Origin of the sequence: Cupriavidus lacunae, from assembly GCF_003353055.1 — a bacterium.
Taxonomy (GTDB): Bacteria; Pseudomonadota; Gammaproteobacteria; order Burkholderiales; family Burkholderiaceae; genus Cupriavidus; species Cupriavidus lacunae.
In genome coordinates this window covers 39,692-56,338 of sequence record NZ_QKWJ01000031.1, presented here as the reverse complement: position 1 = coordinate 56,338, position 16,647 = coordinate 39,692, and the positions used below count along the sequence as shown (strand labels likewise).

The 16,647-nt window shown below is 65.6% G+C and carries 13 protein-coding genes, 1 tRNA gene and 1 pseudogene; 4 read left to right on the top strand and 11 right to left on the bottom strand.

All coding sequences use genetic code 11. The features are described 5' to 3' along the window. Positions 1-144: 144 nt before the first annotated feature. On the top strand, positions 145-1,680 hold the full coding sequence (locus DN412_RS22800) for a sensor histidine kinase N-terminal domain-containing protein (protein ID WP_425267439.1): 1,536 nt from the start codon (positions 145-147) through the stop codon (positions 1,678-1,680). Between the two features lie 40 nt (positions 1,681-1,720). Here DN412_RS22800 and DN412_RS22795 read toward each other — a convergent pair whose 3' ends face one another. Continuing rightward, positions 1,721-2,236, bottom strand: coding sequence for an SET domain-containing protein (locus DN412_RS22795; RefSeq protein WP_115213657.1), 516 nt, complete (start codon positions 2,234-2,236; stop codon positions 1,721-1,723). 1,183 nt (positions 2,237-3,419) lie between these two features. Here DN412_RS22795 and DN412_RS22790 point away from each other — a divergent pair. After that, positions 3,420-3,698: an HU family DNA-binding protein gene (locus DN412_RS22790; RefSeq protein WP_012354324.1), complete on the top strand. Its 279-nt coding sequence runs from the start codon at positions 3,420-3,422 to the stop codon at positions 3,696-3,698. A gap of 241 nt (positions 3,699-3,939) precedes the next feature. Beyond that, the gene (locus DN412_RS22785; RefSeq protein ID WP_115213656.1) at positions 3,940-4,944 is read left to right on the top strand and encodes a DUF2272 domain-containing protein; all 1,005 of its coding nucleotides are present in this window, start codon (positions 3,940-3,942) and stop codon (positions 4,942-4,944) included. A gap of 73 nt (positions 4,945-5,017) precedes the next feature. On the opposite strand, the gene dinB is transcribed toward DN412_RS22785, so the two are convergent. The 4 genes and pseudogenes from dinB to DN412_RS22765 form a co-directional block, all read right to left on the bottom strand. Then, positions 5,018-6,097 (bottom strand): DNA polymerase IV, encoded by a 1,080-nt coding sequence (dinB, locus tag DN412_RS22780; RefSeq protein WP_078198326.1) that lies wholly within the window; start codon positions 6,095-6,097, stop codon positions 5,018-5,020. Positions 6,098-6,182: 85 nt separating this feature from the next. Continuing rightward, on the bottom strand, positions 6,183-7,067 hold the full coding sequence (gene rarD / locus DN412_RS22775; RefSeq protein WP_115213655.1) for an EamA family transporter RarD: 885 nt from the start codon (positions 7,065-7,067) through the stop codon (positions 6,183-6,185). A 161-nt stretch (positions 7,068-7,228) separates the two neighbouring features. Continuing rightward, the gene (locus DN412_RS22770; RefSeq protein WP_115213654.1) at positions 7,229-8,365 is read right to left on the bottom strand and encodes a TRAP transporter substrate-binding protein; all 1,137 of its coding nucleotides are present in this window, start codon (positions 8,363-8,365) and stop codon (positions 7,229-7,231) included. Between the two features lie 282 nt (positions 8,366-8,647). Next, positions 8,648-10,070: pseudogene (locus DN412_RS22765) on the bottom strand (reverse transcriptase N-terminal domain-containing protein). Between the two features lie 1,274 nt (positions 10,071-11,344). Here DN412_RS22765 and DN412_RS22760 point away from each other — a divergent pair. Further along, positions 11,345-13,129, top strand: a complete 1,785-nt coding sequence (locus tag DN412_RS22760) for a carbohydrate porin (RefSeq protein ID WP_115213653.1) — start codon at positions 11,345-11,347, stop codon at positions 13,127-13,129. Here DN412_RS22760 and DN412_RS22755 read toward each other — a convergent pair. The 6 genes from DN412_RS22755 to DN412_RS22730 all read right to left on the bottom strand — a co-directional run bounded on the left by DN412_RS22755 (position 13,113) and on the right by DN412_RS22730 (position 16,614). After that, positions 13,113-13,835, bottom strand: a complete 723-nt coding sequence (locus DN412_RS22755) for an aquaporin (RefSeq protein WP_115213652.1) — start codon at positions 13,833-13,835, stop codon at positions 13,113-13,115. The two genes, DN412_RS22760 and DN412_RS22755, sit on opposite strands and share 17 nt — an antisense overlap. Positions 13,836-14,187: 352 nt before the next feature. Next, positions 14,188-14,679 carry a hypothetical protein gene (locus tag DN412_RS22750; RefSeq protein WP_115213651.1) on the bottom strand — a complete coding sequence of 164 codons (492 nt, stop codon included), beginning with the start codon at positions 14,677-14,679 and terminating at the stop codon, positions 14,188-14,190. 187 nt (positions 14,680-14,866) lie between these two features. Continuing rightward, complete coding sequence (locus DN412_RS22745; protein ID WP_115213650.1) at positions 14,867-15,217, bottom strand: BrnA antitoxin family protein; 351 nt, start codon at positions 15,215-15,217, stop codon at positions 14,867-14,869. Further along, positions 15,183-15,470 carry a BrnT family toxin gene (locus DN412_RS22740; RefSeq protein WP_115213649.1) on the bottom strand — a complete coding sequence of 96 codons (288 nt, stop codon included), beginning with the start codon at positions 15,468-15,470 and terminating at the stop codon, positions 15,183-15,185. The genes DN412_RS22745 and DN412_RS22740 overlap by 35 nt, the downstream gene beginning before the upstream one ends. A 303-nt stretch (positions 15,471-15,773) precedes the next feature. Further along, positions 15,774-15,849 (bottom strand) — tRNA-Phe (locus tag DN412_RS22735). Positions 15,850-15,909: 60 nt separating this feature from the next. Continuing rightward, complete coding sequence (locus DN412_RS22730) at positions 15,910-16,614, bottom strand: response regulator (RefSeq protein ID WP_115213648.1); 705 nt, start codon at positions 16,612-16,614, stop codon at positions 15,910-15,912. Between the last annotated feature and the right edge of the window lie 33 nt (positions 16,615-16,647).

Below are 16,647 nucleotides of genomic sequence, written 5' to 3'. Positions count from 1 at the left end.
GCCTAGGCCATGTGGCCCAGATCCCGCAACGCCCGCTCCGCTTCGGCCACGGCTGATACCCGCGGCGGCGGCAAGGCTGCGTCCGGCAGCGAACCTGCCGCGCCCGCCACGCGCCAGGCCACCCGGCCCGGCGCCAATCCCAGCCTGCGCGTACACCTGCTGCGCGCGCTGGCCACCCCGCTGTTTGCGCTGGTGCTGACCAGCGGCTCGCTGTCGTACTGGCTGGCGGCGCACTACACCACGCAGGTGTTCGACCGCGCGCTCTATGGCGTGGCCAACAGCATCGCCCAGCAGATCCGCATCGCCGGCCCGCGCCTGGAGCATGACATCCCGATGATCGCGCAGACGCTGGTCGAGGCCGAGGGCACCGACCGCATCTACTGGCGCATCCACGGTCCCGACGGGCTGATCGGCGGCATGGACACCTGGCTGGGCTACGGCACCGGCCAGACCACGCTGCACGACGCGCGCCTGTTCTACGCCTGGTTTAGCGGCCGCCAGGTGCGCGCAGTGCGGCTGCCGGTGATGCTGCCCAGCATCGCGGTGGACGAACTTGCCACCAGCGAGGCCGGCAAGCCCGCGCGCGGGCCGATCGTGGTGGAGGTGGCGGAACTGCTGGACCGGCGCGAGACCGCCGCCAACGAGATCCTGCTGTCGGTGTCGGTGCCGCTGATCCTGCTGCTGCTGGTCGGCAGCCTGATCCTGTCGCACGTGCTCAAGGAAGAACTGGTACCGCTGCAGATCCTGGCCGACAAGCTCAACCGGCAGACCGCGCGCTCGCTCGCCGCCCTGGATGAAACCCAGGTGCCGGCCGAAGTGGCGCCGCTGATCCGCGGCCTGAATGCACTGCTGGCGCGGCTGCGCGACGCGCTCGACGCCCAGCGCAAGTTCATTGCCGATGCGGCCCACCAGCTGCGCACGCCGCTGACCGCGGTCAAGCTGCATGCCGACCGGGCGCAGGAAGCCGATTCGCTGGAAGTCGCCCGGCACGCGCTGCGCGAGGTACAGACCGCCGCCGACCGCGCGGTGCGGCTCTCCAACCAGCTGCTGTCGCTGGCGCGCGCCGAGCCGGGGCTGTCGCTGGAGCGTCTCGGGCCGGTGGAACACTTCGACCTGGCCGAGCTCGCCTTCGAGACCGGCGCCGAGTGGGTGCCGCAGGCGCTGGCGCGCCGCATCGACCTGGGCTTCGAGATCCTGCCCGGCCCCACCTTCACCGGCAGCGCGCCCGCGGTGGTCCGCGGCAACCGGCTGCTGATGCGCGAAGCCCTGTCCAACCTGATCGACAATGCGGTGAAGTACGTGCCCGCCGGCGGGCGCATCACGGTGCGCGCCGGCGGCGAGACCATGGGCCACCGCGGCATGGCGGTGGTCATGGTGGAAGACAACGGCCCCGGCATCGCGCCGCAGCGGCGCGAGGAAGTGTTCAAGCGCTTCTTCCGCGGCGACCGCGCCCCTGAGCCGGGCGGCGGCCGCGCGGACCAGACCGGCGGCGCTGGCCTGGGTCTGGCCATCGTGCATGAGATCGTCACCCTGCACCAGGGCACCATCCGCATCGAGGACGTGCCGCAGGGTCCGGCTGCGGCTGGCGTTGCACCGGCCGCGGACAGCGCGCCCGAGCGGCGGCCGAGCATGCGCTTCGTGATCCGGATCCCCTGCGAGCCGGCCGGGTCGGCGGCCTGAACCCGCCGCTGCGTGCTGGCCTAGCGGATCCGGCAGCGCCTTATTTGTCCTTCTTCTTTTTTTCCTTCGGCGCCAGCATGGTGCCGCGGCATTGCGGGCTGCCGCAGCGGCACTCGAACTCCTTCTTCAGCTTGGCGGTATAGCGCGCGTCGATCACCAGGCCGTAGTCATAGAACAGCTCCTCGCCCTGGGCAATATCGCGCAGCGCGTGGATAAACACCCGGCCCTTCTTCTCGCGCGCCTCGCAGTTGGGCTCGCAGGCGTGATTGATCCAGCGCGCGCGGTTGCCGCCGTACTTGGCATCGATCACGCTGCCGTCGTCCAGGCTGAAGTAGAAGGTGTGGTTGGGATCGCTGGGATCGTGCGGATGGCGCTCCAGCGCCTTCTTCCACGAAATGTGCTCGCCCTTGTACTCGATCACGCGTTCGCCTTCGGCGATCTGGGCGATGGCATAGACGCCCTTGCCGTGCACGCCTGACTGGCGCACCTCGATCCGGTCGCTCGCCGTCTTCTTCCTGTCCTCGCCTGCTGCCTTGCGCTTTGCCTTGTCCGCCATTTGCCTTTCCGTGCTCGTCGCCTGTTGTGCCTGGGTGGCCGGTGCCGGGCGCGCCGGCGCGATCGGGGATGATACCGGGGCGGCTGCTACACGTATACGTGACAACCGCTTCGGGCAGCGACCGCATCCACCCGACCCAGCCGCAGGCCAGACGTATACGTCGGCACACCGGTATACGTGGCCCCACCCGCCCTCCTACTCCGTTCACCCAACCAGCCTGCCGTCCGTTTACGTCCCCGCATTGTGGATAACCCCGCCCCGTTCTGTGGACAAGCACGCGGATTGGATGTGGGCTGCCTGGGGCTGGCATGGGGATGCCTCAGGCATAAGTCGGAGGGGGTCCGGCACCGGCCTCATCCATCGGGCTGAGTCATCCACCTCGACCAACACTGGATGCGACCACTTCTCGTTTACGTAAACCTTTGAACTGAAAGACGTTTACGGGGTTTTCCACATCCGAGGCGGGTGTTTACCTACTACTACTATTTGTATACATGAAAGAAAAAGGTAAACCGAAAGAACGACCCCGGCGCGGCGGCCCATCCGAATGGCGGCAGGCGTAAACGGCAGGTTTGCGAGAGACTTTGTGATTTGGCTTGGTTGGCAGCGCGTAAACCCGGCGGGCGTATACGGCAAAGCCGTGGCTGGCGTATACGCTCCTGCCTGCAGCCGGCGGGGGACACCGTAAACCGGCTCGAACGCACACCATGCATGAGCCGAATAGCTAAGCCGGATGGTCGTGGCGTGGACCCGGGAACATGCACAATAGTGCAGATGTCGTTGAAGAGGCTTGCAAGGAGCCTTCTGGCATTTTTGGCGGGAGTTGGCTCCCATGCCCTGTCTGCGTGCCTGCAGGCGCTCAGGAGCCCTGTGAGGGCCTCTGGCGAGGCTTCGCCCTGTCCGTGTACGCAACAACGCGCAACGGCCCCCTGATGCGTCTCATGCGGCCATAGCGCGTTTTCGTCACCCGCAGCCCTGCGTCCCGCCCTTGCCTGACTGCGTCGACTTCCCGCGAAGCACGGCCTGGCGCGGGCTCGCGGAAACAGCCAGGTAACAATCTGTTCCCGGTGCGCCTTGTCCGACACGGTATCATGTGGCCCGCGGCGTCTTTGCCGGAGCGGTGCCAGCGTGGCCGCCCGGCATGCGGACGCCTGTGTTTTATCAACTCGATACGGAGTGAAGCATGACGAAAACCGAACTGATCGACGCTATCGCAGCTGGCGTGGACGGTCTGACCAAGGCCAAGGCGGAACAGGCACTGAACGTGACCCTGTCGGCCATCATGGACGCCGTGGCCAAGGGCGATACGCTGAGCCTCATCGGCTTTGGCACGTTCAGCAAGGGCGAGCGTGGCGAGCGCATGGCGCGCAACCCGCGTACCGGCGAAGAAATCAAGGTCGAAGCCGCCAAGACCGTGAAGTTCAAAGCTGGCCAGAAGTTCAAGGACGCTGTCAACCAGTGAGCCTGACGGGCTGCACTGCAGAGCCCGGAGTTGCCTGTCCCCGCCATGCCGCCGCCCCGGTGCCCGAGGGCGCAGGCGTGCGCCAGGCGGGGGACGTTATCCACAGTCGTAATCTGAATTTTCTGCAGTACCCGCCGTATCGCCAAATCCACACCCCGGCGATGACGCGCGAAGTCTTCCAACAGGCGTCCAGCCGTGGCCGCGACAGGCCGCACCGGGCGCCGTGCCATGTGGGGCCAACATGTTTGCCCGTCCGCCGCGCCGCAGATCTCCACAGCGTTATGCACAGCGCTTTCCACAGTCGATTCCACAGATTTCTCCACAGGCGGCAGGCACCCTGCGTGCCGCCTGCGTGGCGGCGGCGCTGGCCCTCCTGAGCGCTTGCACCACGGTCAGCGAGCCGGTGCGGCCGCAGGCACGCGCGCTGCCCGACACGGAACGGCCGGTGACGCACCCGGGCGCCACGCCGGGCGAGCGCATCGTCGAGATCGCCACCCAGGAATGGACCCGCTGGGGCGGGCAGGTGGTGCGGGTGGGCCGGGACGACACGTCCTGCGTCACTTACAGCCCGGCGCCCGCGCCGGAGTTGCCTGAGATGGCAGAGGCCGAACCGGCTTCGCCTGCGCAAGCGGGGACCCCTAGGGCGGCCACCACCGATACCGAGTCCAAATCCAACGGCAATCCCCCGCCCGTTACCAGCTGCCTGTCGTTCCCGGATGGCACCGGCATGGAGGCCACCCCGCTGGGCTGCACACTGGCGCGACGCTACTGGGGCATCGTCGGCGAAACGCCCAGCTGCCGGCAGATCACGCAGGGGTCCTGGGCCTGGTCGGCGGTGTTCATTTCATGGGTATTGCGCAAGGCAGGTCTGGACGAGCGCCAGTTCCTGACCGGGCAGTCGCATTCCATGTACGTGGTCGACGCCCGCGACGGCATCTTGCCCAGGCCCGCTTTCCGCATCGAGCCCGTCCCCGCCATGCCGCGCCCCGGCGACATCATCTGCGCCGGCCGCGGGCGCGACCGCTATCTCGAGGACATCGCCGAAATCGGCTTCGGTACCACGCCCATGCATTGCGACATCGTCGTGGCCGTGGACCCCGCCGCACGCGTGGTGCGCGCCATCGGCGGCAATGTCCAGCAGTCGGTGTCGATGGAGGAAATCGAGCTGGGCGATTCAGGCCAGCTTGACGGCGTCACCAATTCGCATATGCCGTGGTTGCTGGTGATGCGGAACGCGCTGCAGTAGTAAATTATCGATGCGACTTATCGAATCATTGAAATTTCAGATTCATCGATAATTCGCCCGAATACCTTGGCGCTCAGTCGAACAGCTCCAGTTGCGACGTATCCCGGTCGCTCGTCCCTACCCCCACCCCCAGCAGCCGTACCGGCAAGCCCCGGCGTGCATGGCCCTCGGCCAGCAGGCGCGCGTAGACGGCGCGGTCCGGCGCATGGCCGCGGCATTCCACCGTGGTCTGGCGGAAGTCCGAGAAGCGCAGCTTCACGGTCAGCTTGTCGATGGTGTCGTGCGCCTGCGCGCGGTCGATGCGGGCTTCGAGCATGGCGACGAGCGGTTCCAGCTCCGCCAGGCAGGCCTGCAGGTCGGGCAGGTCGTCGGCATAGGTCTCTTCCACGCTGATCGATTTGCGCTCGCGCTCGGGCGTGACCTCGCGTTCATCCAGGCCGCGGCACAGCTTGTAGAGGCGCGCCCCGAAAGCGCCGAACTCGCGGTGCAGCCGGTCGGGCGACCACGGCCGCAGGTCGCCGCAGGTCTGCGCCCCCAGCCGGCGCAGCCTGGCCGCGGTGACCTTGCCCACGCCGTGGATGCGCTCCACCGGCAGCGTGGCGACAAAGGCATCGACCGCTGCCGGCCTGACCACGAACAGCCCGTCTGGCTTGTTCCAGTCGCTGGCGATCTTGGCGACGAACTTGCTGGGGCCCACGCCGGCCGACACCGTCACGCCCACTTCCTCGCGCACGCGCTGGCGGATCTCCTCGGCGATGCGGGTGGCGCTGCCGGCGTGGCGCGTGCACAGGCTCACGTCCAGGTAGGCCTCGTCCAGCGAAAGCGGCTCGACCAGCTCGGTGTATTCGCGGTAGATCGCAAAGATCCGGCGCGAGACCTCGCGGTATTTGTCCATCGACGGGCGCACGATCAGCAGTTCCGGGCAGCGCTTGAGCGCCTGCGCTGACGCCATCGCCGAGCGGACGCCAAAGGCGCGCGCCTCATAGTTGCAGGTGGCAATGACCCCGCGCCGGTCGGGCGAGCCGCCCACGGCCATCGGGCGGCCGCGCAGCGACGGGTCGTCGCGCATCTCGACCGAGGCGTAGAAGCAGTCGCAGTCGCAATGGATGATCTTGCGCTGGACCGCGGGCGTGGCGTCAGGCGGGGCGGACATGGTGACCAGGCACCGGATCGGTTATCCGTTTATTATCGGCGCGATGAATGAACTGGTTTGATTTCCTGGTGTATTCATTTGTCGCCTAAATGTTTACGGGCTTTTGCCGCGTATTCATCCACAACCCTTCTGCCGCATACAAGGCCAGCGACAGCCAGATCAGCGCGTAGCCGGCCTGCTTCTGCGCCGGGAACGGCTCATTCCACAGCCACACGCCCAGCAGCAGCTGCAGCGTCGGCCCGGTGTACTGCAGCAGGCCCAGCAGCGACAGCGGAATGCGCCGCGCGCCGGCCGCGAAGAACAGCAGCGGCACCGCCGTCACCGGCCCCGCCAGCAGCAAGAGCCACTGCGTACCCGGTGCTGCGTGGGTGAAGCTGTCCTGGCCGGTGGCGAACAGCCAGGCCAGCACCGCGGCGGCCAGCGGGAACAGCAGCAGCGTCTCCAGCGACAGCCCTTCCAGCGCGCCCAGCGCACCGGTCTTGCGCAGCAGGCCATAGCCGCCGAAGCTGGCCGCCAGCCCCAGCGCGATCCACGGCAGCTGGCCCGCGGCCACCGTCAGCCAGGCCACGCCGGCCGCGGCCACCGCGATCGACAGCCATTGCAGCGGGCGCAGCCGCTCATGCAGGAACACCACGCCCAGCAGCACGCTGAACAGCGGGTTGATGAAGTAGCCCAGGCTGGCATCGACTACGCGGTTGGCCGACACCGCCCAGATATACAGGAACCAGTTCGCGCACAGCAGCGCCGCACTGGCGGCGAACGACAGCAACAGGCCCCGGTCCCAGAACACCTTGCCCAGCCACGCCCACTGGCGCCGCCACGCCAGGATCAGGCCGAGGAATACCAGCGACCACACCATCCGGTGCAGCAGGATTTCCACCGGTGCGATGCCGGGCAGCGACTTGATGTAGAGCGGGAGCAGCCCCCAGATGACGTAGGCCAGGAAGGCGTAGAGAATGCCGAGTTGCATAGGGTTTTCCGGTAGATGCCGGCGATTCTACCGGCGCCGCGCAATCCGCGCCCGGCGCGGGCGCTGGCGCCGCCGCCAACAAAAAACCCCATGCTCCCGAAGGAACATGGGGTTTGCGGCAGGACCCGGGCCAGCCCGGTCGCTGTACCCGCTTGTACCGATTACAGCTTGCGCGCGTAGCTGAACTGGGCGAAGGCCTGCTCGGCCACGTTGAACCAGGCGGCCTCGTTGTTGCGGAACACGCGCCAGTCGTCGTAGATCTTCTTGAACGACGGGTTCTTGGCGGATTCATCGGCGTAGGCTTCCTGGGTCGCCTTGAAGCAGGCCTCCATGATCTCCTTCGAGAACGGGCGCAGCTTGACGCCGTTTTCCAGCAGGCGGGCCAGCGCCTGCGGGTTGACCGTGTCGTACTTGGCCATCATGTTGGTGTGCGCCTCGATGGTGGCGGTCTCCAGCGCGCGCTTGTACAGCGCCGGCAGCTTCTCGTACTCGGTGGCCGAGGCGTAGAACGACAGCTGCGCGCTGCCTTCCCACCAGCCCGGGTAGTAGTAGTACGGTGCCACCTTGTAGAAGCCCAGCTTCTCGTCATCGTACGGGCCCACCCACTCGGCCGCATCGATGGTGCCCTTTTCCAGCGCGGGGTAGATGTCGCCGCCGGCGATCTGCTGCGGCACCACGCCCAGCTTCGACAGCACCACGCCGGCAAACCCGGCGATCCGGTACTTCAGGCCCTGCAGGTCGGCTACGGTCTTGATTTCCTTGCGGAACCAGCCGCCCATCTGCGCGTTGGTGTTGCCGCCCAGGAAGTTGACGACGTTGTATTCCTTGAAGAACTCGCGCATCAGCTTCATGCCGTTGCCTTGCAGCATCCAGGCGTTCTGCTGGCGTGCGGTCAGGCCGAACGGGATGGTGGTGTCAAAGCACAGCGTCGGGTTCTTGCCGAAGTAGTAGTAGCCGGCGGTGTGGCCGAGTTGCACGGTGTTGTTCTGCACCGCGTCCAGCACCTGCAGGCCCGGCACGATTTCGCCGGCGGCGAAGACCTTGATATTGAACTTGCCCTCGGTCAGTTCCTTGACGCGGGCCGACAGCAATTCAGCACCGCCGAAGATGGTGTCGAGCGACTTGGGGAAGCTCGAGGCCAGGCGCCATTCCACGGCGGGGTTGCTGCCCACCACGGCCGGTGCGGCCGGGCCGCTGGCGGCGGCAGGCGCTGCCTTTTCTTCACCCTTGCCGCACGCGGCCAGTGCCCCGGTGGCAGCCACGGCCGACGCTTTCAACAGAAAGGAACGACGTTCCATCTCCACTTCTCCTCTTATAGATTTTGATTCGGATGCGGGCTCGCGGCTTGCATGATGCCGCGCGCCGGACCGTGACGCACCGGCCGCCGTGGTACGGCAGCCTGCGCAGCGCTGTGCCTGTTGCGAACGGGCACGGCGGCGTGCCCTGCATGCCGGGCGCCGGACGCGGGCCACGGCAAGGGGCTGTCTTACCCGAAAGAGTAGGGTAGGGACGAAGGTCATTACTGACCTGTCCCCCCCTAGGAACCGTACGTGCGAGTTTCCCCGCATACGGCTCGGATCTCAACTAAATGCCCCTTCGGACACCGGCTTCACAACAGTTCTACCTTGGTGATGCACTTGCTTGTGACAGTTCGGATGCAGCAGTACTCGATTCCCTAGCGCATCGGAGCCCCCGCGTACACGAGGTTCGATGTGATGATCTTCCCATCCGGTTTCCTTGGTTATCTTGCACTGACACACTGCGCACAAGCCTTGCTGGGATAGATACAGCTTGATCCACTGCTTGCGGTGCGCCATGTTTTCCAACATACGCTCCTGTCGCAGCTTCTCGCCGTACCGTTCCTGCGTTGGATCGAAGGGATTGTAATCCCCCCGAATCTTCTTGTGCCGCCGGATAGGCGTACCCGCGGGCGAGTACAACTCCGTCCAACCTACACTGCCGTTGCCGCTCACGAACTTGGTTCCAAACACCCAGTTTCGTTCGCCGACGGTCGCAAAGTATTTCCTACGCACCCATTCGACGGACTTATGTGGATGTCGCCGCTTTGCCCACCGTCGTAGAGCATTAAAGATTTCATGCTCCACACGGGCGAACACCGCTTTCGCCACCACAGGACTGTGATACTGCGCCCAGCCCCGTAGCATCGGGTTTAACAGTCGAATTAAGACCGACTGCTCCACCGTCTTGTTGGTGCTGATGACTGCCTTTACTTTGCGATAGAACGCTTGCGCGTTTTTCTTGCTTGGCTTTATGAGCAGTGTTCCCGAGTACTTCCGGAAATTCCACCCTAGGAAGTCAAAGCCGTCAGTGATGCTGACATACCACGCCAGCTTTCAACCACTTGCGCAGGATTGCTTTGTCCATGGGGACATTGCTCTCCAGCCAGTCGTGACTGATATGGTCAAAGCATCCTTTGATGTCTGCTTCCAGTACCCATTGAGCCGAGGCCTTCTGAGATAGGGAAACAAACAACTGGGACATGGCATCCGCCGTGGATCGATTAATCCGGAACCCATAGGAGTTCGGATCGCTCGTCCCTTCGGACACCGGCTCCAGTGCCAGCAGATACAGCGCTTGCATGGCTCTGTCCAACATAGTCGGAATGCCCAGAGGCCGTTCCTTCCCGTTGGCTTTTGGGATATAGACCCTCCGTAATGGCAGTGGCCGATACCCCCGACGCTTCAACCTCCCAATGGCTTCCCACCGGGCTTCAGACGTTGTCCACTTTTCGCGATCGACACCTGCCGTTCGCTTACCTTGGTTCATCGTCACTCGCCGTACCGCCAATGCTTTAGCGGAAAACGAGCGGGTTAGAGACCGTTGCAGGGCTTTCACCCTGCGCCAATCCCCTTCCTGTGTCGCCTTCGCAATTCGAATCTGCATCTCTCGGACGTTCCGCTCCACGCGGCGCCAATCAATGGCGCCCCAGGTTTGCGGCTCGCCGGAGAGCGCAGATTCATCCTTGCGGATCAATGCTTCCATGCTGCTCTCCAATCTTGAGGATCTTCCCCAACATCGAGAGACAGCACGCCCCTTGAGGGGCGTGTTGCCCCTCAAGGGAAGAAAATTTAAACAAGCGAGATCAGTCAGCCGTCCTGCGACGATTGACCAGTTGGAAGTCTGCCCGCTTTCGCGTGGGGTGATGTCTCAACCCCTATCCGGACCATTACAGCCCGGCATTCGCTTTTTCCAACATCCCTTACCCGCACAGCCAACAGCGTTCCTTGCGGTTCGCCTGCCTGAGCCAAACTGCGCTCAGGCAGCCATACGGGCTTACCACGTTCCCTGCGCATTACACGACTGGGTTAGGGTCTGCCTTTCCGCCGGTGGTCATCGTGGCGACGTGTCCCAAGGCTTGAGTGGGACAACCGACCACACACCTTTTGGTTGATGCCTAGCAGCAGCTTTGGCATCTCAATCGTTACGACGTTTATCAGCAGTTCACTTACGTTACCCGTACCAGTCAGCCTAGCGCCTCAACCCCGTTGCTGCTCGGAGCCTCCACCGTCCTGTCTCACGACCTGATGGCACCCTTTCGGGGGCTACATTGTCAGGAGAGCTTCACACCCCACCGTTACCAGTGACGCGTGTCTCCCTAGGCTACTGCTAGTCGCATAGCAGGTTCTCTATCGTGTTGCCCTTTCGGGCATATCCGACCGAACCATAATGCACAGAGCTACCGCTCCGGAACCTCACTTACTTACCACTGTGCTCCTATGCAAGCGAGCGCTGGCTGCCGTCCCAAAGAACGTAGCGCCGTCCTATCCAGAACGGTTTGAATGCTATGTTGCGGCGATACAACGGAATCTCCGCTGTGTAACCGCATACACCCTCCGTTGGGAGGATGTCTACAGAGAACTCGCCCAAAGGCGAGCGTCCCCGCCCTTGGGCAATGGCTGGAAATCCATCCAGCAAAAGCAAGCTGCAAGTCGGCCAGTGTTCCGGCTTCCTCACAACACATCGGACTCCCCCTAGCTGTTCGGCCGGGTTCGTCTAAGCAAGTAATGGTCGAGATTGGACGGTTCAGGCCGAGGCCCTCCCCTTGTCTCGACAAAGGTCGATGCTCCTTACGTTGGAGCTACCCGGACACGAGAATGCGTGTCGCATCAAGCCAGCAGATTATAGCGGTGGCCCTTTCGTCACGGGGCTTTGCGCAAGTGCGGGTTTTCGCTAGTCGATTGCGCCATATCCGAGGTTTTTTCGCATTGTGAGACGGCCCACAGTGTGATGGATTTTGTAACCCGGCTTGCGGTCAAATGGGTCGGCTGATAAAAAACAGTCCCGCCTCCGGAGCCCTTGCCTGCTCCGGCCATTGTTGTTGCTTGCCCGAATTGCTGTACGAATTGCCACCCGCCTTCCGCCGAATCCCCGCTACGCCGCCTGGTCCCAGCGCTTGCGCCGGACGCGGCCTGCCCCTGCGCCGCCTCGGCTTTGCCGTGCTGGCCGCGTGGGGGCTGGCGGCGTGCGCGCAGACCGGTGCTTTGTCTGCGGGCCAGGCCAGCGCGACCCTGCCGCCGCCGCGTATCGAGCCGCGGCCGGCGGTGCCGGCGACGGTCTCGGCGGTAGCGCCGGCACCGGCCCAGCCAGCCCAGCCGGCCACCGAGGCAACAGCAACCCCGGACGACCCGCTCGCTGCCCTGATCTCGGGCGATGCCGCGCCCGCGGCCAGCGTGACGGTGCCGGCGCCAGCGCCGTCCGAGGCGGCAAGCGTTGCCGCGACGGCGACTGCGGCCGACCCGAACTTCGTCGGCCCGCCCGAACCGCCCCCCGCCCCGCCGCCGCCCCTGGTGCTGTTCCCGCCGCGGCTTGGCGAGTTCCAGGCCCAGGCACCCGCCCCGACCGCGGACGGCGCTTCGGTCGATACCCCGCCAGAGGCGCCCCCGGTGCTGCGCTCGCAGCTGCCCGCCGACGACCCCGCCGGGGAATCCGTCTGGCGCCTCGGCTACAGCGGCCGCGCGGCGGCCGAAGAGCGCCCCGCGACCATGCGCGCCTGCCCCGGCGGCGCGCTGTCCACCGGCATCGGCAGCGGCCTGGCCTGCCGCAGCGCGGGCGAGGTCAAGATCCGCGAATCGGTGCTCGACCTGGACGGCGGCGCGCAGGTGATGCTGATCGCGCAGGCGCGCGGCACCGACGCCACCACCGTCAATGGCCGCCCCGCGGCGATCGATCCCTATGCGCTAGTGCCGCAGTTCTATACCGCCGTCAGCGGCCTGGCCGTGCTGGACGGCGCCACCATGTGGGCCGGCCGGCGCGACAACGCGCCCTTCCTGATGTCGTCCGGCCTGCTGCCGCCGAATTCCACGGCGATGCGCTTCGGCGTGGACAATGCCAAGGTGATCGGCGATATCGGCCTGAACTACCAGTACACCGCGCGCGCCGACCAGAACGGCCAGAACCTGCCCAGCTATCACTCGCTGCGCACCGCGCCGATCAACACCAACGCGCAGGGTTCGGTCCAGCTCGGCTTCACGCGCGTGGAAGCGCAGCCGTTGGTGCAGGATACCGGCGGCGCATGGTGGGCGTCCGCCTTGCATGAGCAGAAGGGCGTGCTGTTCGGCACCAACCGGCTGGGCGTGCAGTTCGGCTCGGGTTCGCGCAATGCCATGACCGGCTATACCGGCATGGGGCCGGCGCTGTCGCGCACGCGCGTGGCGGAGTCGATCGAATGGAAGGGCCGTTCAGGGCTGAGCGGCGCGGTGGAGCAAAGCCTGCAGTTTGACCGTTCGCCGGTCGGCACGATGCAATGGACTACCACGCGCCTGCGCCCCGCCTATATCGCCAGCGACCAGTTCCGCCTGAACTTCGAGGTCTCGCACGACCAGATCTCATCGGGCTTCGGCGTCGGCGGCCAGCGCACCGCGCTGACCGTGGCACCCACGCTGACGCTGGGCAAGTCGGCCGGCAATGCCAACCTGCGCGCCTTCTACACCTACAGCCGCGCCAGCGACGTGGACGGCATCGGCTACACCGCGCCGGCCGATGCGTGGGCCTCGCAGGCGAGCGGCTCGGTCTTCGGCGTGCAGCTTAATCGGCGCTGGTAGGCGCGGCGCGCCAGTCGGCCTGCGCTGGCACGGCCGTGGCCGCCGCAGCGGGTTTGCGGCACAGCCAGTGGAACAGCAGCGTGGCCGCCAGGCCGCCGCCGATCTGGGCCAGCACGAAGCCCGGCACGTCCTGCGGCCGGATCCCGGTAAAGGTATCGGTCAGCGCGCAGGCGATGGTCAGCGCCGGGTTGGCGAACGAGGTCGACGACGTGAACCAGTAGCCCGCGGTGATATAGCCCGCGACCACGAACGGCACCAGCTGCGGGCGGCTGCGCAGCGTGCCGATGCCCACGCCGACCAGGCCGAAGGTGGCCACGCACTCGCTCCACCACATCGCCGCGCCGGTGCGGCTCTGCGCCGACCAGGCCAGCGCCGGCTCGCCGAACATCGCATGCGCGGCCAGCACGCCGCAGACCCCGCCCGCCACCTGCATCAGCACATAGCGCAGCGCATCGCGCGGCGACAACGCGCCCTGCACCAGCGCCGACAGGCTCACCACCGGGTTGAAATGCCCGCCAGAGACCGGTCCCAGCGACACCAGCAACGCTACCAGCCCGGTGCCGGTTGCCAGCGAATTGGCCAGCAGCGCCAGCGCGGTGTCGCCGGCGGCCAGGCGCTCGGCACGGATGCCCGAGCCGACCACGATCGCCACCAGCAGCGCCGTGCCAAGTCCTTCCGCCACCAGGCGGCGCGCCAGCGTACTCATCGCTGCGCTGCGCCGGCGCGGCGCAATGGAAAACGGACGTGGCAAGGATACGGCCGCGGGGTCGCGGCAAAGACGGCAGGGAGAACGTGCAGCGGCAAGATGGACAACGTCGCCTGAGACGACGCCTCGAACGGTGGCATGTCGGTGCCATTGGCATGGCAGGACCGGTGCGCAAGGGGGCTCGCACCGGTCGCGACAGTGTTCCGTCCAGGCCCGGGCACGTCAATGCGCGGCCGCGTTGTTGTGTGCTGACGCTGGGTTTCGAATCGCCGCGATCGCGTCGTCGGCGACGACGGGCTGCACACGGACATGCACAAGTCTGCATAGTGGCGCCGCACCTCAGCGCCGCACCTCAGCGCAGCAGGAACGCAATATCCTCGACCACGATCTGCGCCACCGGAATGCCCTTGCGGCGCTGGAACAGGATGTGCTGCTGCACGCGGCTGCGCTGCTCGGCGAATACCGCCGGATCGATCGGCGTGCCCAGGCGCATGTAGTGCTGCACCAGCAGCTTGTAGGCACGGTGGCGCACCTGCATGGCCTCGGTCTCGGCGCGCAGCCGCTTGATCTCGGCCGGGCTGCGGTCGATGGACTGGTGCAGTTCTTCCACCGTGCGCGCATGCAGCTCGCGGTAGACGTCGCGCTCGGCTTCCATCTGGTGCAGCTCGTCGCGCAGCGCGCGGATCTTGTTCTGCAGCTTCAGCGTCTGCGACACCGCCTGCTGCACGCGCCCCGCCGCCCCCAGCGCCTGGCTGGCCGCGGCAATGGTGCTCTTCCACAAGCCGCGCTCGCCGCCCGCCGTCTGCGGCGGCCAGCGCTCGTCCGTCCCGATCAACGTATCCATCAGACCCCCCGGTAAGAAAGTGTCAGCCCCGGGCCGGATGTCCGCGTTGTGGGTGCGGCTTGGGCGGCTCGGCCCGCCCTGCCTTGCGGCAGCACGTCAGGGCATCGTAGAGATACATATATCGGCTGCCAAGTAGAAGATATTAACTTCTGGGTTGGGTGTTGCGCAAAACATAGGTCCAGGGCAGTTAGCGACCGGGCAGCATGTGGTGCGACTTCGCGTAGGCACGCAGCACTTCGTTGATGCGCGTCTGCCATCCGTCGCCGGTAGCCTTGAAGGCCTCCACGACGTCGCGGTCGCAGCGCATGTTCAGCGTGACCTTGCGCTGGTCTTCCGGCAGTGCCGGGCGGCCGCGGGGCCGCAGCAGTGCCTGAGCTGCTTTCTCGCCAACCAGCCTGGGTAGCGCTTCCCGCGCGGGCCGCATGCGCGCCAGTTCGGCATCGGTCAGCGGCGGGTTGTCCGGGTCTGCCTGGGCAGCGCGCGTCAGCGCCTTGTCCTCGGCATCATTCGGGATATGGATCCTGCGTTTCGTCGACATACTTCAATACCTCGCGGCGGTTGGCTTTGCGCAGGCTGATGACGCGCATCGTCTCGCCTCGCATGGTGTAGACCATCACAAACACACGGTTGCCGATCAGCCCGGTAGCGACCACGCGCCCTTCACCGTATGCAAACCGCAGATCGTCCCGGATCAGCGCACCATCCATTTCGAATGCTTCGGCCAATGTCAGCGGTACGCCATGCTTGATCTGGTTGGCCAGATCCTTGACGGGATCGAATACAAGCGGCATCAATTTATTGTATGGGCGTTAAATTGGCAAGGCAAGGAATATTTGCCTATACGGAAATTGTCTGGTGCCAGTCGGAGCAGGCAACGTCCGGCTACTGGCGGGGCAAGGCCTCAAGATGTGCCCGCATGCGTCGGGGAATCTTGATCTCGATCACTCGTGTCGGGATGTTCGGGGAAGTGCGACTTAAGCGGGATGGAAGTGTGTCGCCGGTGCGGCAACAGCGCGGGAGGCATGGCGGGCACGCGTGGGGATCTGCGCCCCAATGCAAAAAGCCCGGCTGCAAGAGCCGGGCTTTTTCTGTTCTGGTGGCCTGGGACGGAATCGAACCGCCGACACAAGGATTTTCAATCCTCTGCTCTACCGACTGAGCTACCGGGCCAAAGAAGCGAAACTATAACTGGACTTTTTTTGCCAGTCAAGCGTCAAGTGCGTCACTGCTTCATTGTTCGGCCGGCTCGGGCTTGTTGCGGCCCAGTTCGACGCCGAGCTGCTTGAGCTTGCGGTACAGGTGGGTACGCTCCAGCCCGGTCTTCTCGGCCACGCGGGTCATGCTGCCGTGCTCGCGCAGCAGGTGGTATTCGAAATAGGCGCGCTCGAACAGGTCGCGCGCTTCGCGCAGCGGCATGTCGAAGGAGAACTGCATCTCGGCCTCGGGCACGCGCGCGGGGCTGCCGTTGGGGGCGGCCTCGGCGGTGGTCTCGGGCGTGGCGGCCGTGGTGCCGGGTTCGGCCGACGGTGCCGTGGCGGGCGCGGCGGCGGCGCTGCCGCGTGGCCGTTCGATGCCGCGGGCCAGGCCCTGTTCCACCGCGGACAGCAGCTTCTGCAGCGCGATCGGCTTTTCCAGGAAATTGAGCGCGCCGATTTTGGTTGCCTCGACCGCGGTGTCGATGGTCGCGTGGCCCGACATCATGATGACGGGCATCGTCAGCTGTCCCTGCGCGGACCACTCCTTGAGCAGGGTCACGCCATCGGTATCGGGCATCCAGATATCGAGCAGCACGAGGTCGGGCGTGCCCGCCGAGCGGTATTCGCGCGCCTGATGCGCGTTTTCCGCGAGTTCGACCACGTGGCCTTCGTCGCTGAGGATCTCCGAGAGCAGCTCCCGGATTCCCATTTCGTCATCGACTACGAGGATGGTTGCCATACTTCCCCTCTTAACCCCACCGCAGCGTTCCGG